General features: G+C 54.4%; 24 protein-coding genes and 1 tRNA gene. 14 read left to right on the forward strand and 11 right to left on the reverse strand.

Annotated features, from left to right (window positions below):
- Window positions 1–82: 82 nt before the first annotated feature.
- The 7 genes from HS100_05540 to HS100_05570 all read left to right on the forward strand — a co-directional run bounded on the left by HS100_05540 (window position 83) and on the right by HS100_05570 (window position 6,960).
- Window positions 83–919, forward strand: coding sequence for a DegV family protein (locus HS100_05540; GenBank protein MBE7433359.1), 837 nt, complete (start codon window positions 83–85; stop codon window positions 917–919).
- Between the two features lie 81 nt (window positions 920–1,000).
- Window positions 1,001–1,807: a WYL domain-containing protein gene (locus HS100_05545; protein MBE7433360.1), complete on the forward strand. Its 807-nt coding sequence runs from the start codon at window positions 1,001–1,003 to the stop codon at window positions 1,805–1,807.
- Between the two features lie 441 nt (window positions 1,808–2,248).
- Window positions 2,249–3,268, forward strand: coding sequence for an ATP-grasp domain-containing protein (locus tag HS100_05550; protein MBE7433361.1), 1,020 nt, complete (start codon window positions 2,249–2,251; stop codon window positions 3,266–3,268).
- A gap of 96 nt (window positions 3,269–3,364) precedes the next feature.
- Entirely contained in the window at window positions 3,365–3,784 is a 420-nt protein-coding gene (locus tag HS100_05555) for a response regulator transcription factor (protein MBE7433362.1), read from the forward strand.
- A gap of 110 nt (window positions 3,785–3,894) precedes the next feature.
- The gene (locus HS100_05560; GenBank protein MBE7433363.1) at window positions 3,895–4,410 is read left to right on the forward strand and encodes a hypothetical protein; all 516 of its coding nucleotides are present in this window, start codon (window positions 3,895–3,897) and stop codon (window positions 4,408–4,410) included.
- A complete protein-coding gene (locus HS100_05565) occupies window positions 4,410–4,697 on the forward strand; it encodes a hypothetical protein (protein MBE7433364.1) in 288 nt (95 codons plus the stop codon). Before HS100_05560 ends, HS100_05565 begins: the two co-directional genes overlap by 1 nt.
- Window positions 4,678–6,960, forward strand: a complete 2,283-nt coding sequence (locus tag HS100_05570; protein MBE7433365.1) for a hypothetical protein — start codon at window positions 4,678–4,680, stop codon at window positions 6,958–6,960. Before HS100_05565 ends, HS100_05570 begins: the two co-directional genes overlap by 20 nt.
- Here HS100_05570 and galK read toward each other — a convergent pair.
- Window positions 6,897–8,057, reverse strand: coding sequence for a galactokinase (gene galK, locus HS100_05575; protein MBE7433366.1), 1,161 nt, complete (start codon window positions 8,055–8,057; stop codon window positions 6,897–6,899). The genes HS100_05570 and galK overlap by 64 nt on opposite strands.
- Window positions 8,058–8,083: 26 nt before the next feature.
- On the opposite strand from galK, the gene HS100_05580 reads away from it, so the two are divergent.
- Both HS100_05580 and HS100_05585 read left to right on the forward strand, forming a co-directional pair.
- Window positions 8,084–9,640 (forward strand): hypothetical protein, encoded by a 1,557-nt coding sequence (locus tag HS100_05580; protein ID MBE7433367.1) that lies wholly within the window; start codon window positions 8,084–8,086, stop codon window positions 9,638–9,640.
- 21 nt (window positions 9,641–9,661) lie between these two features.
- On the forward strand, window positions 9,662–10,582 hold the full coding sequence (locus HS100_05585) for a hypothetical protein (protein MBE7433368.1): 921 nt from the start codon (window positions 9,662–9,664) through the stop codon (window positions 10,580–10,582).
- A 53-nt stretch (window positions 10,583–10,635) separates the two neighbouring features.
- Here the strand turns inward: HS100_05585 and HS100_05590 are convergent, their stop codons facing one another.
- The 6 genes from HS100_05590 to HS100_05615 all read right to left on the reverse strand — a co-directional run bounded on the left by HS100_05590 (window position 10,636) and on the right by HS100_05615 (window position 14,691).
- Window positions 10,636–10,947 (reverse strand): N-acetyltransferase, encoded by a 312-nt coding sequence (locus tag HS100_05590; GenBank protein MBE7433369.1) that lies wholly within the window; start codon window positions 10,945–10,947, stop codon window positions 10,636–10,638.
- Window positions 10,940–11,839 (reverse strand): agmatinase, encoded by a 900-nt coding sequence (gene speB / locus HS100_05595; GenBank protein MBE7433370.1) that lies wholly within the window; start codon window positions 11,837–11,839, stop codon window positions 10,940–10,942. The genes HS100_05590 and speB overlap by 8 nt, the downstream gene beginning before the upstream one ends.
- 85 nt (window positions 11,840–11,924) lie before the next feature.
- Window positions 11,925–12,794: a c-type cytochrome gene (locus HS100_05600; protein ID MBE7433371.1), complete on the reverse strand. Its 870-nt coding sequence runs from the start codon at window positions 12,792–12,794 to the stop codon at window positions 11,925–11,927.
- A 55-nt stretch (window positions 12,795–12,849) separates the two neighbouring features.
- Window positions 12,850–13,314 (reverse strand): hypothetical protein, encoded by a 465-nt coding sequence (locus tag HS100_05605; GenBank protein ID MBE7433372.1) that lies wholly within the window; start codon window positions 13,312–13,314, stop codon window positions 12,850–12,852.
- 16 nt (window positions 13,315–13,330) lie between these two features.
- Window positions 13,331–14,101 carry a hypothetical protein gene (locus HS100_05610; GenBank protein ID MBE7433373.1) on the reverse strand — a complete coding sequence of 257 codons (771 nt, stop codon included), beginning with the start codon at window positions 14,099–14,101 and terminating at the stop codon, window positions 13,331–13,333.
- Window positions 14,098–14,691, reverse strand: a complete 594-nt coding sequence (locus tag HS100_05615; protein ID MBE7433374.1) for an RNA polymerase sigma factor — start codon at window positions 14,689–14,691, stop codon at window positions 14,098–14,100. The genes HS100_05610 and HS100_05615 overlap by 4 nt, the downstream gene beginning before the upstream one ends.
- A gap of 219 nt (window positions 14,692–14,910) precedes the next feature.
- Here HS100_05615 and ablA point away from each other — a divergent pair, with 219 nt between their 5' ends.
- From ablA to HS100_05635, 4 genes are all read left to right on the forward strand, one after another.
- Window positions 14,911–16,236 (forward strand): lysine 2,3-aminomutase, encoded by a 1,326-nt coding sequence (ablA, locus tag HS100_05620; protein ID MBE7433375.1) that lies wholly within the window; start codon window positions 14,911–14,913, stop codon window positions 16,234–16,236.
- Between the two features lie 80 nt (window positions 16,237–16,316).
- Window positions 16,317–16,943, forward strand: coding sequence for a hypothetical protein (locus HS100_05625; GenBank protein ID MBE7433376.1), 627 nt, complete (start codon window positions 16,317–16,319; stop codon window positions 16,941–16,943).
- A 165-nt stretch (window positions 16,944–17,108) separates the two neighbouring features.
- Window positions 17,109–17,984 (forward strand): M23 family metallopeptidase, encoded by an 876-nt coding sequence (locus HS100_05630; GenBank protein ID MBE7433377.1) that lies wholly within the window; start codon window positions 17,109–17,111, stop codon window positions 17,982–17,984.
- A gap of 32 nt (window positions 17,985–18,016) precedes the next feature.
- Window positions 18,017–18,640 (forward strand): hypothetical protein, encoded by a 624-nt coding sequence (locus HS100_05635; protein ID MBE7433378.1) that lies wholly within the window; start codon window positions 18,017–18,019, stop codon window positions 18,638–18,640.
- A 39-nt stretch (window positions 18,641–18,679) separates the two neighbouring features.
- Here the strand turns inward: HS100_05635 and HS100_05640 are convergent, their stop codons facing one another.
- Window positions 18,680–18,973 carry a hypothetical protein gene (locus HS100_05640; GenBank protein ID MBE7433379.1) on the reverse strand — a complete coding sequence of 98 codons (294 nt, stop codon included), beginning with the start codon at window positions 18,971–18,973 and terminating at the stop codon, window positions 18,680–18,682.
- A 39-nt stretch (window positions 18,974–19,012) separates the two neighbouring features.
- Window positions 19,013–19,084 (reverse strand) — tRNA-Arg (locus HS100_05645).
- Between the two features lie 300 nt (window positions 19,085–19,384).
- Here HS100_05645 and HS100_05650 point away from each other — a divergent pair.
- The gene (locus tag HS100_05650; protein ID MBE7433380.1) at window positions 19,385–19,984 is read left to right on the forward strand and encodes a class I SAM-dependent methyltransferase; all 600 of its coding nucleotides are present in this window, start codon (window positions 19,385–19,387) and stop codon (window positions 19,982–19,984) included.
- Here the strand turns inward: HS100_05650 and HS100_05655 are convergent.
- Window positions 19,979–20,398 (reverse strand): CoA-binding protein, encoded by a 420-nt coding sequence (locus HS100_05655; protein ID MBE7433381.1) that lies wholly within the window; start codon window positions 20,396–20,398, stop codon window positions 19,979–19,981. The genes HS100_05650 and HS100_05655 overlap by 6 nt on opposite strands.
- Entirely contained in the window at window positions 20,388–21,791 is a 1,404-nt protein-coding gene (locus HS100_05660; GenBank protein ID MBE7433382.1) for a cyclic nucleotide-binding domain-containing protein, read from the reverse strand. The genes HS100_05655 and HS100_05660 overlap by 11 nt, the downstream gene beginning before the upstream one ends.
- Between the last annotated feature and the right edge of the window lie 10 nt (window positions 21,792–21,801).

Below are 21,801 nucleotides of genomic sequence, written 5' to 3' on the forward strand. Positions count from 1 at the left end.
CGAGGTCTGTAACAAAAAAATCGTTTCTTTCTACAGTTCTTTTGCCTCCCGAATGCGAATACAATAAAGCCAGGAGGCTGACATGACAATCATCGTCGCCGATACCACCTGCGGCTTGCCGCGCGACCTGCTCGTCAAACGAGGGATTCCGACCGTCCCGCAGGTTGTGATCTTTGGGGAAGAGTCCTTCCATGACGACAAGGACCTCGACACCGCGGCATTTCTTCAAAAACTCAAAGCCTCGAAAACGCTTCCGAAAACCGCCGCGCCCGAGCCGCCTTTGTATTTTCCCATCTTCGAAAAAGCGAAAGAGAAGGGAGAAAGCGTCGTTGTAGTAGCCCCGACGGGAAAAGCCAGCGGGACGGTGCGTTCGGCGCAGACGGCGGCGCAGGAATATCCGGGTGTGGATATTCGCGTCGTGGACTCACTGACCATCTCATGCAACCTCGGTTCGCTCGTGCTGTTGGCAGACGACATGGCAAAGGCTGGGAAATCTGCCGATGAGATCGTGGCAAAGCTCAATGAGATGATTCCACGCGGACGAATCTATTTTCTGGTCGATACGCTTGAATATCTCGCAAAAGGCGGGCGCATCGGCGGGGCAAAGCGGCTTGTGGCTGAGTTGTTGGAGGTCAAGCCGATATTGCAGGTGAAGGATGGACAGGTGGAGGCGTTCGAGCAGCAAAGGACAAAGAAACGCGCCCTTGCCCGGCTCGTGGAGGTGGTGACCGAACAATGTCCCGGCGGGGAGTCGGCTCACTTGTGTGTGTTACAGGTCGAGGCGGAGAAAGAAGCGGAGGCTCTCGTCGAGGAATTGAAATCGAAGGTCAATGTCCCGCACATTCCCATCTATGAATTGCCGCCCGCCATCGTCGTTCATGCCGGTCCGCGCGCAATGGGAGTGGGATTTTTTATATAAACAAAAATGCTTCATCCAGGAAGGCTTCAGATAATTATCTGAGGCCTTCTTGTTATACTTGCGGCTGACGTCGAAAACCGCATGCTTGAACTTTCCAACACGCGATTCGCATTTTTGGATATCGAAACCACCGGGCTTTCCCCCTGGTTCGGAGATCGCATCTGCCAGGTGGCTGTGATCGTCACCGAAGGGAAACGCATCAAACGGACCCTCGACCTGCTCATCGACCCCGAGCGGGAACTTTCGCCGTCTGCGGTTCACGTCAATGGGCTGGATGGCGAATCATTGAAAGGCAGGCCCCGTTTTGAAAACGTCGCTGACGAGATCGGCATGGCATTGAGCGAAGGGGTCGTCGTCTGCCATAACGCCAGGTTCGATATCCAATTCCTCGACAACGAGTATCGGAAACTGGGCCGCGTCATTGAACTCCCCAACCTGATCGACACGCTCCTGCTGGCGCGCGAGTATTTTGATTTGCCGTCTTATAGCCTGGGTCATCTCGCGCGGGATTTTCAACTCACCACTTATATTCAGGGCTCGCGCGCCTTTGCCGATGCCGTTACCATGAAGAATCTTTTCTTCGCCATGGCGGATTCGCTCAAAACCGTCGACAGGTCCCTGGACGACTTGATCGGAATATACAACTCGCCCGCCTGGCCAGCGGAGGGCATTTACCTCCCCACCGAGTTGAGTGAAGCCATTTACAGCAATAAAAACCTCTTCATTCAATACATCGACAAGGAAGGCGAAATATCCGAACGCTGGGTCACACCGAAAGAGGTCATCGGGTTGTCCGACTACCTCTACCTGCAAGCATACTGCCATACACGCGAAGCCGAGCGCACCTTTCGCCTCGATCGAATCATGAAATTTGAAGCGGGGGATTGAAGAATCAGCACCATAACGGGATCCAATATAAAAACAAGTTACAAGTAATAACACGGCCGCGAAGATGCAATGCATGATCCTGCATGTCAATGCATCTTTTCAAGTTCAATCACACCAGACAACAATCTTGTTGCCTGTACAGAATCACTTCATTTCTTAAAGACGTTAAAGTCCTTAAAGACCTTAATGGCTTTACAACGCGTTTTCTAAGCAATATCTCATGCAAGACTTTCAAATATTTTAAGATAAAAACGTGTTCAAAAACCTTTACATAAACGAATTGTCGTATAAAATAATAATGTAAACTACGATAAATTATGTTTTATATGTTGTTTACATCGTTATATGTTGAATGCCGTGATGATGAAACGTCAAATCAATCCAATGCTACGCCAGTAGAACAGGAATGAAAACAAAGAGAGATATAACAAAGGAAAAAACATGTATATCTGCGTATTGACAAGCACGCCGGATGCGGACGATATCCCCTACGATCCGTCGCATTATATGAACGGATATCGTTGGAAGCAGCATCTCGTGGCGCCAGCACAACTTGAAAAACAGATCAAGCAGTTGATGAGCGAGGGGGTGGATGTATTCGTCAATCTATGCGACGGCACGCCGGACGATGCGGTCTCGGGGATCGCCCTGGTCAAGACCCTTGAAAAACTCAACGCAGCATTCACCGGCGCCGATTCGAAATTTTTCGACCCCACGCGCGACGAAATGAAGAATGCCGCCAGACGCGTCTCCGTTCCAACGCCGAGTTGGGCTTTTGCCAACCGCGCTGAAGATGCCGAAAAGATCGCAAAGAAACTGAAATTCCCCATGCTGATCAAACCGCCGCACGGATATGCCAGTGTCGGCATCCGCCGCAACTCGCGCGTCGTTAATGTCGAGGAATTGCGCGAACAATTGAAACTCGCCGTCGCCGAATTCGGGCGCGCATTGGTCGAAGAATTCGTCGAAGGTCGCGAGTTTACCTGTCTCGTGGCGGAGAATCCAACCAACCCGAACAAACCATATACGTTCACGCCGGTCGAATTCATCTTCCCTGAAGGTGAATCCTTCAAGCACTATGACATGAAGTGGGTGGATTATGCGAAGATGTCCGTTGCCGTGGTGAAGAATTCGCGCATCGAAAAGACCCTGCGCGAACAGACCGTGCGCGTCTTCAAGGAACTCGGCGGTAATGGGTATGCCCGCTGTGACTATCGAATGGATGCAGACGGCGCGATCCACATGCTTGAGATCAACCCCAACTGCGGCATCTTCTATCCGCCGACCGAGCCCGGTTCCGCCGATTTCTCGCTGCTGAATGATCCGACCACCAATCACACCAAGTTCATGAAGCTGATCATCCGCAATGCGCAGTACCGCCAGACGCGCGTCGCAGCCGAACGCATCATCAAACGCCAGCAGCGCAAACGTGTGCCGGTCGAGCAGATGGCGTACACATAACCGGATAATTTCGTTTCGTAAAATAAAACGCTCCATTGCAGGAGCGTTTTTACATTCCCCTTGACCAAGAACATTTGTTCTGTTATAGTCCTGCATATGTCCATCTGGCAATTTATCAAAAATTGGCGGACGGGCTTGCAGCAAAAGAACAGAACCTATCATTATGTTTTGGGTAACCTTTTTCCCGCCGAACAAGAGAATTCAGCCGCCCAAGAAAAACGAAAAAAAATCGAGCACGATTTTCCGGCTGTAAGTTCACCGTATCTCCCACAACAAGACGATCTTCAACAACGCTGGCTCCTGCTTTCCCCAAGGGAACAGGATGTAACCGCATTGACCTGCCTGCGATTCACCAACCCGCAGATCGCCGCGCGCCTGGGGTTGTCGAAGGAAACGGTCAAGACCTACCTGCAAAAAGTACTGAATAAACTCGGACTGCAAAGCAAAGCGGATTTAAGGGTGGTTTTTGCCGGTTGGGATTTCAGCGCATGGGAGCGCAGGAAGTCCCAGCGCTAGGCATTTCCCGTTTCGCCTCCCCCACATCTGCCACCCCCCAACACCTTCCCCTGAATACATTCCCCCGAACAGGGGTTTTTTCGTTTTTATTCATGAGCTAATGTTGGGAAGTGAATACCCTGCCCGTTCTGCGCCCCAAAGAATGGAACCTGATCATCTCCCCGCCTCACACACGGATGTTGATCGCCATTGCCCATATCGCATATCACGCGGAGTTGACGATATTGGATTGCGGCAGGCAATTCGACTCGTCAGTTGTGGCGCGCGCCGCAAGGGGACGGCACGACGTGATCGATCGTATCAAGGTCCAGCGGGCTTTCACTTGCTATGAAGCCGTAAAGCTGATCGAAAGACTGCCGGGCACAAATGCGCCGGTCATCGTTCTCGATTTCCTTTCGACCTTTCAGGACGAGAACGTGAAGACGCAGAGTCGACGCTACCTTCTGGAGGTTTCGATCCGCCATTTTCAACGCTTGAGCCGCGGAGCAGGGCTGGCTGTCAGTGTGGATTCGCCGTCCCCATCCCCTGATTCGATCCATCTCTTCGAGCGGCTGCGAGCCGCCGCACCGAATGTGTCGAGTTATGAATCGAACCCGCAGCCGCCAGGACAATTGAGATTCTTATAATGGGAAATGTAACCCCCACCATCACCGATCTTTTACACGCCGAGGAAGCCAACCTGGCAAAGTTCCGCAGGGCGCTGCGCCGCGAAGACCAGCTCGTGTTCGATGACCTGTTTGCCGCCGCATACAAACATCGCGCTGCGGCCGCGTATGCAGGACATCTATTGCCCTTCGAGACCTTTCTGCTTGCCATGCAGATCGAAGATCACAAGGAAGTGATGCATCTGCGCGAAGAGATTCGGAACCTGAGAAGACTGCTGGAAGCCTTCCATGCAAAGAAAGATGAATGAATACACCGGCTGGCTTTTGGATATGTACCCACATCCCGGGCGCGGTGTTGCATTGTGGCTGTTGTGTGACGACGGCAAACGACGCTGCCTGCAGCAGGAATTCCCCGTTACGTTCTACGCCGCCGGGAAGCCGCACCGCCTGCGGGATTTGTGGAAATTCCTTGCCTGCCAGCCGATGCGAATCGACCTGGCGCGTGAGGAGCGCAAGGATCTGTTTTTTGGTTCGGTTGTCGTCCTGTCCGCTTCGCTCGATGCGCCCGCGCTTCTGCCGGAACTCTTTCTGAAATTGACAAATCGTTTTCCGGACCTGACCTTTTACGATGCCGACCTGCACGTGGCGCTTCGTCACGCCGCAAGACACGGGACGTTCCCGCTGGCGCGCTGCCATGTCGCCGTGGACGAACAGGGTCTTATTCGTGACTTCGATGTATTGAGCTCGAAATGGGAGTTCGATCATGAAGCCCCGCCGTTGAACATCCTTACGATGGAAACCGATGTGGACCCGATGCACGACAAGCCGGGACGGATCCATTTTCGAAGCAAACGGAATTGCATCACGCTGGATCTGGCGAAGGCAAAATCGAATCTTGGGTTGATCGATTATCTTTTGAAGCAAGATGATCCCGATCTCATCATCACTTCATGCGGAGATACATGGCTTCTGCCTTTGCTTTTGAGTCTTGCAGAGGAACAGCATCGATCGCTATCCTTCAATCGCGATCCTGCTGCGCAGATTCATTACAAGAAGGAGCGAAGTTATTTTGCATATAACCAGATCATCTATCGCGGGCAGCAATTTCATCTTGCAGGCAGACTGCATCTCGATATCAACAATACGGTCATGTATCACGATTACGGCGTGGATGGAGTATTCGAAATGGCGCGTGTTACGTCGCTTCCGATTCAAACCGCGGCGCGAGTCTCGCCGGGCACGGGAGTCTCAGCCATGCAGATCGTCAAAGCATTGGAAAATGAGATCCTTGTACCGTTGCGAAAGGAACAGATCGAACGCCCCAAGACCGCTTCACAATTATTCCGCGAAGATATGGGCGGGACGGTATACGACCCCATCATCGGCCTGCATGAAGACGTGGCAGAAGTGGATTTCTTTTCGATGTACCCGAGCATCATGGTGAAGTTCAACATCTCGCCTGAAACCGTGAATACAAGAAGCCCCACTTCAAACCTGGTCGCCGATCTGGAAAACATGACACAAGAAAAAGAATCGGGCTTGATCCCTCAGACGCTCGCGCCCCTGCTTGAAAAGCGTTATAAACTTAAACAGCAATTGACCGCGCTTTCGCGCATGGATTGCAGGTACAAAACGTACAAGGCGAACGCCGCCGCGCATAAATGGCTGCTGGTCACCTGCTTTGGCTATCTCGGATACAAGAACGCCCGCTTCGGGAGGATCGAGGCGCATGAAGCCGTCACTGCCTATGGGCGTGAGGTCCTTTTGCGCGCCAAGGAGGCCGCGGAAGACCTGGGCTTTCGAGTCTTGCATCTATACGTGGATGGGATGTGGGTAAAAAAACCGGGGAGTAAAAAGCCCAAAGATTTTGCGCCCCTGATCGAGGAGGTCCAGAGGCGCACGGGGCTGCCGATCGCATTGGACGGAGTTTATAAATGGGTCGCGTTTTTACCGTCGCGCCGCAGTAAACGCATCGCCGTGCCAAACCGATATTTTGGAGTCTTTCAGGATGGCGAAATAAAAACGCGCGGAATCGAAACGCGCCGACATGATACCCCCGCCTTCATCCGCGAAACGCAAATGCAGGTGTTGGAGATCCTCGCGAAGGCTTGTGATGAAGAAGATGCGAAAAAATATTTGCCGGAGATCCGCACGTTGATCCGCGCAAAACAGAATGAACTTCGCTGCGGGAGAGTCCCGCCTGAAAAACTGGTGGTGCATCAAACCGTGAGCCGGACCTTGAACGAATATCGCGCGCCCGTGCCTGCGTTCAGCGCGTTACAACAATTGGAAAGCGCGGGTAAAACGCTTCGACCCGGGCAGACGATTCGACTGATCCATACGTTGGGAATGCCGCGCGCCCATGCCTGGGATGCGCCGGGGGATTTCGACCTGCGCCGCGTGAACCTTCCGCGTTATCGCCGCATGTTGGACCGCGCGCTCGAGACCATCCTGCAGCCGTTCATCGATGATGAAACATTTTGGTTGACCGGCGCGAAACAACTTGCCTACGATCTGCCGCCTTCTTCGAATTGGACGACTCCCGCCCCTTCGCTTGCCTTGCAGACGTAGACCGCCGCTTCGAGTCCGGACCTTTGCCTGTATGCCGCCGAAAGGGTCTTGGTAAAAGCCTCGGCTTTTTCTTCTGCAACGAGTGCCACGGCACACCCGCCGAATCCCGCGCCCGTCATCCTTGCGCCGTAACAACCCTCCTGTTCCCGCGCGCAGGCAACGATGATGTTCAAGGCGTCGTTCGTCACTTCGAAATCGTCGCGCAGGCTGACGTGGCTGGCGTTGAACAATTCGCCCAATCGCTTTAAATTTACATTCTTCATCGCTTCAATCACTTCCAGTACGCGGGCATTTTCAGTCACGATATGCCTTGCGCGTCTGAAGGCAATCTCGCTTAATCCACTTTCCACTCCCCACTTTCCAAGCTCCTTCATCCCCACATCCCGCAACGCCTTAACACCAAACCAGCGCGCCGCCTCCTCGCATTGACTGCGCCTTTCGTTGTAAGCAGAGCCCACCAATCCGCGCCGCGTGGAAGTGTCGAGAATGACAACGGACCCCCCCCTTGGCAGGGGCGCGTGCTGGAATTCCAGCGAACGGCAATCCAAAAAGAGCGCATGACCTTCCCTGCAAACAGCGCTTGCCATTTGGTCCATGATGCCGCTGTTGACGCCGACCCACTCATTCTCCGCTTTTTGCGCGAGTTTCGCCATCGCCACGGCATCCCATTCAAAGCCGGAGGAACATGCGAAGGCGCGCGCGACAGCCAACTCCACCGCCGCAGAGGAGGAAAGCCCGGCCCCGCGAGGCACATCGCCGGTCATGACGGCGTCGAAGCCTTTCAAGATATAACCGGCATTCATCAACTTATTGGCAATGCCTTTGGGATATTCGATCCAGCCGCTGCCTGGGGTGAGAGAAGTCAACTCGAAGGCTGATTCAGTTTCAAGTTCGAGCGAGGCGATGCGGACGGTTGAATCCCGCCGGGGTTTGAGCGCGATCCACACCCCGCGGTCGATCGCCATCGGCAGGACGAAGCCTTCGTTGTAATCGGTATGTTCGCCGATCAAATTCACCCGCCCCGGCGCACGGACGATAAAACCCGGTTTGGCGTTAAAATCAGACTGGAATTTTCGAACGAGAGTCGCCGGGATCATATTTGCTTTTATACCACAGAGACTTCATGGACGAACTTGAACTGTTAAAAAAGTACGAGCCTGTTCTGCGCTTTGCAAAAAGCGAACGCTTCTTTCCCATGGCGGTGGAACCGTACCTGGAAAAATGCATGCTCTTCCCAAGCGGACCGGCCGGGGCGGCGGAATTATTCGGTCATTTCAACGAGCCGTTGATCGGCAGGATCGGCGGCTTGAAAAGCCATGAATATTTTTTACGCTTCGTGAACAAGCCCCTGAATGATTTCGATGCGTGGCTCTGGTGGGGTGCGGGTTCTGCGCTCGGCCTTGTAACAGGCTGGTTCACGCTCGGGTGGATTGGGATCGAGATCATCGCCGGCGCTTCGCTTTCTGCCGCGCTGGTTCTTTTCATGCTGGCATCGCCCATTCGGTTGCGAATCATCCCCGGCTTGTTGGCGGTCTTATTCTTTCTCGCGCTTGGCAGCGCGCCGGTGGCGCTGTTCTTCAAGCCCATGCCCGGAATCAGCATCGCGGTCGAATATTTCATCTTCCTGCCGATCTATATATTCCTGTTGTTCTATCTCCTGATGCGGACCTTGAAATTCATCGTTGAAAGAATCCTGCCGGAAGGACCGGGCCTGGTGATGGATATGCTTTCGCAGGCAACCGAGACCATCGCAAAACAGGCGGGAGATCTTTACGCCGAAATTCTAAAAAAACATCCCCAGCCTGTCTATTACGGCAGGGTTGTGAACGAAACCGACAAGGAGGGCAACCGCTGGACGGTCCTGCAGTACCATTTCTTTTACGCCTTCAACGACTGGCGGCTGGCGGCAAACGGTTTTAACCATCATGAAGGCGATTGGGAGATGGCGGCCGTCTATCTCAAAAACGACTCGCCGCATGCCGTCCTGCTTTCACAGCACGGCGCGGGGGATCTCGAAAAGTGGGAGGACATGATCAAGGCGAGGGATAAGGACGGGAACGAGACAACGCATCCGGTCATTTATGCGGCGCTTGGTTCGCACGCCAATTACAGCAAACCGGATGTGATCCGTTCGCCCGCGATGTACAACCCGGGGCGCCTCCAACGCTTCCTTTTCTGGTTCGACGGTCTGATCCACTACCTGTTCCTTTTATTCAACCCGAGCCAGAAGGCGCGCCACATCGCCCTGGAGGAGATACGCGCAAAATATGGCCAGTTGTTCGAGGAGCATGTCTTCGACGAACTGCGCGACGAAACGGATCACTATGTCGTCCGCCTGCCGATGGAGATCGCGACGGGCGACGGCCTGCGAATCGGGTTCCAGGGAAAGAGTTCCAAAGAGCCGTTATTGAAATCCGCGAGTTACTTGAGGCGGGTCATGTCTGATAGAAAGGTATCGCTACCGACGGTGAAGGAATGGAAGTGTATGCTCTTGAATTCCGAGCCGGGATGGGTACAATATAAGGGATTGTGGGGCGTAAAAAGCATGTTGGGTGAAGAGTCGGGTCCGCCCGGACCCAAATGGGACAAACCCAAAGGTAAAAAAGGAAGAGTGAGCAGACGAGTTCGTTGGGAAAAGCCGCTGGATTGGCTTGCAACCCTGGAAAAGAACGCACATTAACGCATACCAAAGGAGAACAACATGTCATTTTCACAAGCTCTTGAAGTAGTCATCGGGTTGATCTTCATCTATTACGTCCTGGGCTCTATCGTTTCGCTTTTCACGCAATGGATCAACGAAGCCCTCGAAACCCGCGGGAAGTCGCTGGAAAAGCATCTGATCAAGATCGTCGGCGACAAGAACGTGGGTGATTTCGTGAAACTGCCGCAATTGCAGTCTTTGCGTCCAATTCGATACAAGAACTGGTACAGCTTCCTCACCTCGGCGACCGAGCCGAAGAAACTCGAAAAAGTTCCCGCCGCCACGCTGGTCGAGTCGTATTTTGATTTTATGGGTCTGACCGTCTCAAAGGAATTCGAATTGGATGAACTCAAGATGCTCATCAATGCCTTCCCCGAGTCGGAGGGGAAACAAGCGATGTTGAAATGGGTCAGCCAGGGTGTGACCAAAGTCGAGGACTTGCGCAAGCGGACCACCGCTTATTTCACCGGTTTGATGGACCAGGCCGCCGCCACATTCCGTTCGAACGCCCGCAGTTTTGTCATCATGCTCTCCATCTTACTGACCCTCCTGCTCGGAACGGATAGCATCCAAATGGCGCAGGCTTTGTGGGAGAACGCCGGGCTTCGCGCTCTGGTGGTGGCCAAAGCCGAGGAAGCCGTTCAGCAGGAGCAGGAAAAACAGGATATCGAAAAACTGTTCACAGACCTGGGCGAATTGAAAGTGATCAATATCGGATGGTTTTTAAACGAGCGCCCGGAAAAGCCTGCCGACGCGATGGACTGGGTCAAGTTTGTTTTAATGAAGTTGGCGGGGCTGGGCTTGACGATGGCGGCCGTCTCGCAAGGGTCTTCCTTCTGGTATGACTTGTTGAAGAAACTCGTCTCTCCATCCAAAAGCGGAGGAGGCGGGGGCGGAGAAAGCGGCGAAGCGAAAGGATAGAATCAAGACGCTCCGGAGAATTCCGGAGCGTCTTTGTTTTCAAACCTTACGAATCAGCCATTGCGAATCTTCGTCAGCTCGGCGTATTGGGGATTCCGTTTGATATACGCCCTGACATACGAACACATGGGAATCACGCGCAGAGATTTGGACTTTGCGTATTCGAGCGCCGTGCGGGTGATAACCCCGGCGATGCCATGTCCACGGAATTCGACCGGCACGCCGACATGCATCATCATGATGGAGTCCTTATCCTCCATATAATCGAGCTTTGCAAGCAGGTCCTCGAGTTGAATTTCAAACCGGTTTTCTTCCGGATTGTGGGTGACTTCGAGTTTATCGATATGAATTTGAGTTTCAGCCATTTTTCTGCTTTTTCCTTGCGATAACCGCAATATATTCCATGATGATCTTCAAGCCGGCGAAGACCGTCGACTCGGACGGGTCGAGCGGCGGGGCGATCTCAACCACATCGAGACCGACCAGGGACAAATCCTGGGTGGATTTGATGAGAGTCAGCACGTCCCGTGAGGTCAAACCACCGAATTCGGGAATACCCGTCCCCGGCGCGGCGGATGGATCGAGACAATCGATATCGAGCGAGATGTGGACAGCGTCGCAGTCGTTGAGTATGTTGTAGACGCTGTCTGCCACCTTTCTCATACCGCGTTCGGCAATGTCGGCGGCGGTGTAAACGTGAATGCCACTGTTTTCGATCAGATCGATCTCCTGATCTTCCCACGAGCGGAGTCCCACCATGCAAACATCGTGCGGCTCGATGCCGAACTCCAGCGCGCGGCGCATGGTGTTGGCGTGAGAGATACGCGAGCCGTCGAAGAAATCGCACAGGTCCGGGTGCGCATCCACCCATAGCACGCCGAGGCGCAGATCTTTATATCGTTCGCGCTGTCCCTGCAAAACGGGAATGGTCACCGAATGATCGCCGCCGATCAGGATCGGCATGTTTGGAAGGGAAGCCACGCGCTGGCGCACGGTCACAAAATCTGTTTCAGGGTTTGTGATTCGAATATCGCCCAGATCGCAGACGGTCATATCCTTCAAACGGGTGCGGTCTTCGCTAAAGGGAGTCACATGCCTGGACCAGTATCTCAGGCGTTCGGGGGCGAGAGCCGCTCCCTTCCTCGCGCTGGCAAGGCCGTCAAATGGGATTCCGATCACAGAAAAATCCGCCTGTTCGGGTGTCATATCCGGGCGGTGCAAGTCGCCCCAGTAGCCGTGATTGCCTTCCTCTGCCATGATTATCTCCTCATCACGATTGTACCGTTTTAAGAAAAAAGCGGACAGCGATTGGCTGTCCGCAATCGTGCGCGGCAAAGTTATCTTATTTCGAGTTGATGAATGCGATCAATGCCTCGATCTCCGCTTCGGATAAATCCAAATTCGGCATTTCCGTATCCGACTTGACCGAGGATGGGTCTTTCAACCTCAATCGCAAAACTTCGGGACTGGCGGAAAATTCCGTCAGGTCCGGCGCGCCCATATCGATGGTCACATAGCCGGACGCTGCGGCTTTGCTGTTCGTATGGCAGGTAATGCAGCCCTTGGCGATGAATAACCGCCGACCCAACTCCACTTGTGAGATGGATGATTCATCTGCGGCTTTGACGGGAAAATCATTCTGCGCCTCAGCCTTGGGGACAGCGACTCCTGGTATGAAGGTGGCGACTCCAACCACCAGGCAGACTGTTGTGAAAGCCATCGCGATTCGACTTTTCGTTCGAAACAGGAGGATCAAGCCGACAAGTCCAATGGCTAAGGCGGCAACACGTAAAAGGATCGGACTGGGAATGGCTTTCGCGTCCACAGGTTGAACAGCCGCCACCGGGGCAGCGACTGAGATCACCGGCATCGCCTGGGGAAAGGTATATGCATCGATGGACCAGTTCCATTCGCCTTCCCTCGGAAATGTCACTATTGCGGAGTAGTGCCCCGCTTTGTCGGTTCCTTCGGCATTAACAGTGAATTGTTCCTCCTTTGGCAGCGTAAATGTGATGGTGGGAGTCAAGCCGGATGCAGGCGTTCTTCCATGTTGCAGAACGGTGAATCCGATCGTCAGCGTTTCCCCCGCTTTGGCAGTGACCGGCAGATCATCCACTACAACAACCGCCCATCCGCCTGCAAAGACTGCGGGAACGATGATAAAGGACAGCAACAGCGCCATCCCAATGAAAAGACGACTACGGGTAAACATGTCAACCTCCAAATGGTTTTTGAAAATACACCGCCCGGAGATGAATGGTTCCCGTTTATTTCGACGGCTCGAGCCAGACCACGAAGGTGAGTTCTTTATCCGCCGCTTTTGCATTCACTTCCCAGCATCCTTCCGCGGGAAAATATAAGCCGGTTGCCTGGAACCGGGTTGGATAACAACAAGGCACGTGAGACTCGAGCGGTGGCGCGTCCGCATCCAATCTTCTGCCTGTGATGACCAACTCCGCGCCTTCAGGGCGAAACCAGCCCACTTTGATGCCTTCCTCGAGAATCAACCGATAATCAATATCCGGCTCAACCCACCATGCAGACGCCCAGATCGACTGGTCTTCGTTGATAAAGAAATATTCGTAAGCTGGCGGGTTCAAAATTGCGCTGTCTTCAGGAGATAATGCCCACGCAGGTTCGGTGACGGGGCAATCGTCTTTCGAGGCGCATCCGCTCAGAAGGAGGATCGCCATCAGTATGGCAAATGAAATTTGTCTTTTTTGGCGAATCATGTTTATGTCCTTTCGATTAGCGCAGCGACTCCGCGATCTTTATCGCTTCATCGAGCGGTTGATCGGATTCGAGCCGATACGTGATGCCGCTCTCTTCCCAAATCAAAACCCTGCCGGTTATCAGGCGTGTGACCTGCAAGTCTCCATCGATCAGACGCAGTGGATAAGGACCCTCCGCCCAGAAGGCGCGATTCCCGTTCACACCGGTTTCTTCGATTACCGCTGGCTCGAATTTGTGAATTGCCCAGCTTCCCGCCGGGATGAGGTGTAAACTCAACCAGACTCGATCCTGCGAATCCATCCATATGAGGATGGTCATGGTCCCCGCGGCGTCTTGAACATAAACGAAATCGGGTTCGCCAATACCGGAGGGATAGGCGGGAAGGAGAATGGGATAGTCCGCGATCTGCCGGGCATCCGCAAGGTTGGTCTCGCCTGCGATGGTATCGAGGAACGGCAGGGCAGATTCTGGCGCGGCGGTTGCGGGCGTTTTAATTTCAGGGACGGTTGTGCGTGGAAATTCTGCGGTCGGTATGATGGGCTGTGGGAAGATGCGAACAATGCCGATTTGAATGAACTCGATAATGGCGGCGCGGGCGGGCGGGATGAGCAAAAGGCTGGAGAGTAGAATTAACAGGATGGTCAGCGACCAAGCCAATTTCCTGGACATGAGGCGCGGTGATTTATCAGGGCGCAGGCGCGCGGATACGAATCCGGCAATGTCGGGCGTGGGCGGATAGTCCATCCCTTTTGCAATATCGATCAGACGATTCTCAAATTCGTTCATGCGTTGCGTCCTTCGACGAGAAGGGGAAAGTCCTGCTGGATGACCTTGCGAAGTTTTTCGAGCGCGCGGCTCAGGCGCGATTTGACCGTACCCTCCGCCACACTCAAAACCTGCGCCGTCTCTTCGACGGGAAGTTCAAGGAAATAGCGCAAATAGATGATCTGCTGGTCGGCGGAATCGAGATTTTTCACAGCCTGCCAGAGCGAGTCGGATTCGATGCGTTCCGCGCTTCTTTCTTCGACCTCCGCTTCGCCGGGTTCGTCTCGGAAGGCGCGCGTGAGCGCAGCGAGATACCTGCCCGCGGAACGACGCCTGTTGCTCGCAAGGTTCGAGGCGATGCTCAAGAGCCAGGGACGGAGCGGGCGCGATGAATCGAACCGGTTGAGATGATTCCAGGCGCGCAAAAAGGTTTCCTGGGCGATGTCTTCCGCTTCGTCGGGATCGCCCAGGAGCAGATAGGCAAACCGGAAGACCGCCTGCTGGTGCGAAAGCATCAGCGGTTCCCAGGATGCCGCGTCGCCGTTTACGGCTTGACGGATTAAGGTAATTTCATCCAAGCGCGCCTCTCCGGAGAGATGGTCCTTTGTCATTTATACACCGGCGGGATCTCGCCGGTTCCATGCGGGATAATCCGGCTTATTATTTAAAGGGTCATTGACCCGCTTTTCGTTTGCCCGTAAAATGAACTCATGACGAAGAAAGTGCCCGGAACGGGTATCGCAGGCTTTTACCTTCCCGACCATGACCCTCCAAGGGGAGCGGCAATCTTTTCTTATTGACCCCACCATTTACAGTTCACTGGAGGAACCATGAAAACCGAGTTTGTATCCAAACGCGCAAAGATTTACGCCGATGTTCCCGACGAAAAATGGAACGATTGGCGCTGGCAGCTATCCAACCGGCTTAACACCGCGGAAGAGATCGAAAAGGTCATTCCGCTCACTGAAAGCGAACGTAAAGCGCTTCAAACCCAGGGCATCTTCCGCGTGGATGTGACGCCCTACTTTATTTCCCTGATCGACCCGGACGACCCGAACGACCCGACCCGCAAACAGATCATCCCGCGCGCCGAGGAGATGCAGTCCTTCACCGCCATGATGGAGGATTCCCTGGCAGAAGACCGGCACTCTCCCGTGCCGGGGCTGGTGCATCGTTACCCGGACCGGGTGTTGATGCTGGTGACGACCCAATGCGCCTCGTACTGCCGTTATTGCACGCGTTCGCGCATCGTGGGCGACCCCGGTCAGACATTCAAGCGCGAAGAGTTCGAAATGCAGATCGAATATCTCAAGCGCACGCCGCAGGTGCGCGACGTGCTGCTTTCCGGCGGCGACCCGCTCGTGCTTGCGCCCAAGATTCTCGAAGAATTGCTTTCGCGTCTGCGCGATATTCCCCACATCGAGATCATCCGCATCGGCTCGCGCGTACCCGTCTTTATGCCGATGCGCGTCACGCAGGAACTGTGCGACGTGCTCGCAAAATATCATCCGTTGTGGCTGAACATTCACGTCAATCACTCGAACGAGATCACGAAGGAACTTGCCGAAGCCTGCGACCGCCTCACCCGCGCGGGAATCCCGCTGGGCAACCAGGCCGTTCTACTAGCCGGCATCAACGACAACGTCCACATCCAGCGTCAATTGGTGCATGACCTTGTGCGCATCCGTGTGCGCCCGTACTATTTATATCAATGCGACCTGGTCGAAGGCGCGGGTCATTTCCGCACGCCGGTGGCAAAGGGCATCGAGATCATGGAAGGCTTGCGCGGACATACCTCCGGGTACGCAGTGCCGCAGTTCATCGTGGATGCGCCCGGCGGCGGCGGCAAGATTCCGCTCATGCCGAACTATCTGCTGAGCATGTCCGATCACAAGATTCTTTTGCGGAACTACGAAGGCTACATCACCACCTACGAGGAACCGACCGATTACCTCCCCTCGGATGCGGCGCAGTATAAGGGACTCAAACGACCCGAACCGGGTCAAACCGGACTGACAGGCCTGCTCGACGGCGAGGAGATGTTCATCAAGCCCGAAGGCTTCGACGAACTTCATAACCGCGACGGCATCCAGCACCGCTTGAAGGACGAAAACAAGTGGAAGCCGCTGGGCATCGGCTCCGGCGAATCGGATTAAGATATAGGACCTGACAGGCGATGCACTGAGCCAGTCGAAGTGTTTCCAATACCTGTCAGGTCTGCACAAAGGAGAATATCATGCGCAAAAATTTGATCATCGGTGCGGTGTTTGTATTTCTGATCACGGCCTGCCTTCCTGGGCAGAACGAGGCGGAATTCGAATCGCGCGTCCAAACGGCAATTGCCCTGACCATGCAGGTCAACGAGCAGGTGGCGCGGAACGTTTCAAACACGCTCACGGCTCTGGCGCCCATCGCTTCGCCGACGCCCGTCGCTACCGATACTCCCGCCGCAACCGATACGCTCGAACCATTGATTATCGATACCGATACGCCGTTTCCCCCGCTGATATTCCCATCCGACACGCCTGCCCCTGCCAGGACACAACCCCCATACTCCTGTTACATCAGTACGCTCAGCCCCAAGAGCGGACTGGAAGTGAACCCCGGGGACAGTTTCGAGATCAGGTGGATCGTGGTTAACACCGGCACAGCGCGATGGAACGCGGGTGTCGATGTTAAATTTGCCGGGGGTGTGAATCTGACAGGTCCCTCACGCGTAGAAATCCCGGTCCCAATGAACCCGGGCGATCAATACAAGATCGTTCTGACGGGCAAAGCGCCGGCTAATAGCGGACTCAAGTACATGTCCTGGAAGGTGGACGGTCCCATCTGTTACGCCAGTGTGACGATCATGGTAAAGTAGACTTCCTGCAAAAGTCACAATTTTATCTTGCTCAAGGCGGCGTCCCCGCCGCCGGGGACTGCGGCGGGAGCACTTATGCAAGAGGTCTGGTAAATTACTGATTCTTTTATCGTTATAATCGATGGAATCTTACCCATCCCGAACCATCGACAAAGGAGCAACCTCATGGCTTTTCGATCTCCTGTTGGTACCGAAGATGAACGGAATAAAATGCCCATCAATATTTGGCCCGGCTCCTGGCTTGACGCCAACGCCTGGACGGGGAATAATCCGCCCAAATATCAATTGGGACCCGGTAATTTTGCCTTTCACACCGGTGCAGATTTGAACCTGCCCGGCGATAAGGACCGCCTCGCGCAGATTTATTCCATCGGAGACGGGGTCGTCCGTTTCGCCCACTTGGTTTCCAAAACATCCTGGGGGAACCTGGTCGTGATCAACCACGGCACTGTGAATGGAAAGCCGCTCTTCAGCCGGTACGGGCATGTCGAAGATATCGTCGTTACGAAGGGACAGGCGGTGAAGGTGGGCGACCCGATCGCCAAGGTTGGAAACCAATTCGGACGTTTCCCATACCACCTGCACTTTGACATTTCCACCACCGAACAATTGGATAAATCGCCGACCTATTGGCCAGGGCTGGACCTGCAAGGGACCAAGCATCATTTCGTCAACCCGCGCGATTGGCTTCGCGAGAACTTCAATGCAACAGCGGAGACTCTGCCGAGCGGCGCATCCGCTTCGGGCGGGGCAGGAAGCGGCACAACCGACGGGAGAAAACCAGAGGATGCGAAACCGCTCCCGACCTGGTTTGTGATCGATCCGAAAGGCGCTCAAGTCTATAAAAACCCAAGCACGAATGCGGAAAAATCCGCCCTGCTGCCGCGCGGCACGAAAGTGACCGTGGATGTGCAGAATGGACGCAAGGATGCCACTCTCACTTGGGGACCGATCGTCGGCGGGGAGTTCAACGGGCAATGGGTTGCGATTCGAAGGAACGATGGCAAGGAATCCTACCTTTCGACGAACCCGCCCCAATAACAGGCAAACGCGTTTGTAATTTCCGGAAGACCATGCGGCAAAGTCACCGAATCTCATTGATATTGATCGCGGCAGTGATCACACTCGCCTGCCTGCCCACGCTGGGACCTGACCCTTTGCCCACTTTCGATGCAAACGCTCCCCTGACAGCCATCGCCCAAACGGCCGGGGTTGCCGCCACCCAAACCGCGCTTAATGCGCCTCCCACCGCTACGGCCACACCACTGCCCACCATGACGCCGACGGATACCCCGACATCGACACCGACCTTTTTATTTCTGGTCCCCACTCTTTTCATCCCTCCCACACAAATTCCGCTCGGAAGTTCCAACCTCGATTTCGAATGCCAGGTGCTTTCGTTCGAGCCGCAGGAATTGGTGGCCGCATCCTCCAGATTCTTCGGCAAATGGCTGATCGCGAACATAGGCAAGGTCACATGGGACGCGAACAATCTGGACTATCAATACGTGGATGGGGACAAACTCCATCTGCAATCCATTTACGACTTTCCGGCGACGGTTCAGCCCGGCTCGACCGTCCAACTCGAAGTGGATATGCAGGCGCCGGCCTCACCGGGGGAGTACTACACCAGATGGCGCATCAACGCCGGGAAGGTGCGCTTCTGCCCGATGGAACTCAGGATCAAGGTCAATTAAAAATAAAATCTCCGGGTGTTGAGCCCGGAGAATGTTTTATCAGGAAGCAGGGGGAAGCGGTTCGTTGCTTGAAGGTTCAGCAGGTTTCCTGCGCATCATAAAGTACCACACTGCGATCGGGATGGCGATCAAGATGATCGAAGCGCATATCGAACCGATCCCCATCGCGGTGGCGGCCGCAGGGTCGGTACTGCCGCCCACGTTGATATCCGCTCCCGGCACGAAACTGGCAAATGTGGAGACCGCTCCGAAAAAGCACATGAAAAGCCCGGGGCAGCCGCACAGAACCACCGAAGCGATGGTTGCGATGAGACCGGTATTCTTATTGTTCATGGTTTTCTCCTTGAAAAGGAAGATATATTTCAACAACCATGCCCTGAGTAGGAATCGAACCTACATCTAAGCCTTAGGAGTGCCTTGTTCTGTCCATTGAACTATCAGGGCGCTGACTCGAATTATACCCAAAAGCAAAAAATCATCCATCCCCGCTCATAGAAAAAATTAATGCGCTCTGCAACCGGCTGTGCTATCATCGATCTCATGAACAGGACCCGCCCTCCCTGCTAAGTCTTAACCTATGAAGCCCAAGGGGTAAATTCATGCTTCATCCTGATCCGTAAAAAACCAACGCCCGACGATCTCGACGGCGCCTGACGCGGCCGTCCGTTTGCATTTAATCGCGCCCGCGCGCCGCCCCGCTCCAATTTGCCGACATTCCCACATTCGACAAATTGGAGGTTTCAAATGGAAACGATTCGGGGCAAAACGTCCCTTGATATGGATTTGGATCAATTACGCGCGCGGATCGCGAATCACAACCGCATCATCCTGGACCTGGGAACGGGCGATGGCAAATTTGCCTTTAATCTCGCTGATAATTTTCCCGGCCACTTCGTCATCGGCGTGGACTCGTGCCGCGAGAACCTGCGTGAGCATTCACGCGCGAGTCTGCCGAACCTGCTTTACGTCATTGCCAGCGCGCAATCCCTGCCGCATGAGTTGACCGGGCTGGTCTCGCAGGTCACCATCAATTTTCCATGGGGCAGCCTGCTGGACAGTTTATTGAATGACGATGCCAGGCTTATGCTCGGGCTTGAATCCATTTTGGGTTCGGGTGCCCGGCTCGAGGTCCGCTTGAACGGAGGCGCTTTATCCGAAGCAGGCTGGACTCTCGAAGACGGCGCGGAGCGGGTGCGCGAGAATTTGAGTCGGGCAGGCTGGCTCATCAGGAAATCCGAAACGATGGATTCAACATCCCTGCGCAATTTCCCCAGCACATGGGCAAAACGACTCGCCTTTGGGCGCGACCCTCACGCGATGATGCTGAAATGCGCGCGCCTATAAACTGACCGGCTTTGGACCGATCAAGGTCCGATGCGTGATGCGCAGACAGGCGTTCATCACAACCTGCAAGCCCGCGGCGCGCGCTTTCGCCGCGGCTTGCTCGTTCTCGATTCCCACCTGCATCCAGACGACCTTCGCGCCGATGCGGATCGCCTCGTCCACATACGGCGGCACATCCTCCGATTTGCGGAACAACTGGACGATATCCACCTTATCGGGAATCTCGGAAAGACTCGCATACGCCTTTTCGCCGAGGATCTCCTTCGCTGTCGGGTTGACAGGAATGATGCGATAGCCCTGCTCCTGCAGATAAGCGGCGATGTGATAACTTTCCTTTTCATCGCTGGATGACAGCCCCACGCTTGCGATCGTCTTTGCAGATAAAAGGATTTCCCTCAACTGTTCATTGTTCATGGCTTCCGTCTCCTTTGGTGATTCTCACCGGTAATATCACTTTGAATTTCGTCTCGCCGGGTTTGGATTCGACCTTGATCTGCCCGTGATGGCGGTTGACGATGATGTCGTGCGAGATGTGGAGTCCCAATCCTGTGCCGCTCCCGGGCGGTTTCGTGGTAAAGAACGGCTCGAAGATACGCGGCTGGATTTCTCCGGGAATGCCCGGTCCGTTATCCATGATTTCAACCATTGCCTTATCATCCAATTGATACGTCCGCAGGATGATCTCACCTTTACCACTCATGGCATCAATGGCGTTATCGATGATATTCGTCCAGACCTGGTTCAACTCGCTGGCATAAGCTTCGATGCGCGGCAGGCTTGGCGAATATTCCCGTTTTATCGTCACGCCCTGTTTCAATTTATGCTGGAGGATGGTGAGCGTATTTTCCAAACCTTCATGCAAATCCACTTCGAGCAGGGGCGCCTGATCGAGATAGGTATAAGATTTCATCGCGCGCACGATGCCCGAAAGCCGTTCCGTCGTTTCGCGCACTTCGGAGAGCAACCCCATCACCAGGCAGCTTATTCCCAGCCATCGCACGGCGGTTGTAAAAAACGTTGTGCTTTTCAATTTTTCCAGCGACGGACCATCCCACCCGAAATTGACCATCGCGGGCGCAAACTCCCAGGCGGATTCGACTCCGTTCGCCTCGAGCCAGTCCTGAAGCGATTCCACCCGGTCGAGCCTATCCAACGCCTCGAGTTTGACCGGCGACTCATAATGCCGTGTCGCTTCATTCATCAGTCCGGTCAACCATTCGATCTTTTCTTCCTTCAACGCCGCCGCTTCGACTTCGTGTGTCAACATCTGCCATTTGATCAACGCGCGGTTCAACTCAGCGGCGCTTCTCTGAGCCGCCGCGGCGGGATTGTTCAACTCGTGAGCCAGCCCCGCGCTCAACGTGCCCAGCGCCGCCATCTTTTCCTGTTGATGCAGAAGCGCCTCATTCTGCTGAAGCCGCGCCATGACCCAATGCAGGACCGTCATTGCCGCGCCGGGGCTGGAGGTCAGCAGGGAGACGAAGGCATCCTGCGGGATCCGCAAAACCTCGACATTGCTCTTCGCAATCACCGAAGCATTTCGGGTCGCGTTCGAAAGCAGCGCCATTTCACCGACCACATCGCCGGGGTTGCGCACGTCTATTTTGATCAACGATTTACCGGTCTGTTTTTGAATCTCCAATTCCCCGCCCAGAACGACGAAAGCCGCATCGCCCATATCTCCCTGCCGGATCAAACACTCACCAGCACGCAGGGAAAGAGGCTCCGCCATGTCCACGAGTCGCTGCAACTCATCGTCGGAGAGTCCCTGAAAGAGGGGGGATTTGCGAAGGTCGTTTAAGTTCATATATCTCAAA

The organism is Anaerolineales bacterium, from assembly GCA_015075725.1.
In the GTDB taxonomy this organism is placed as follows: domain Bacteria; phylum Chloroflexota; class Anaerolineae; order Anaerolineales; family Villigracilaceae; genus Villigracilis.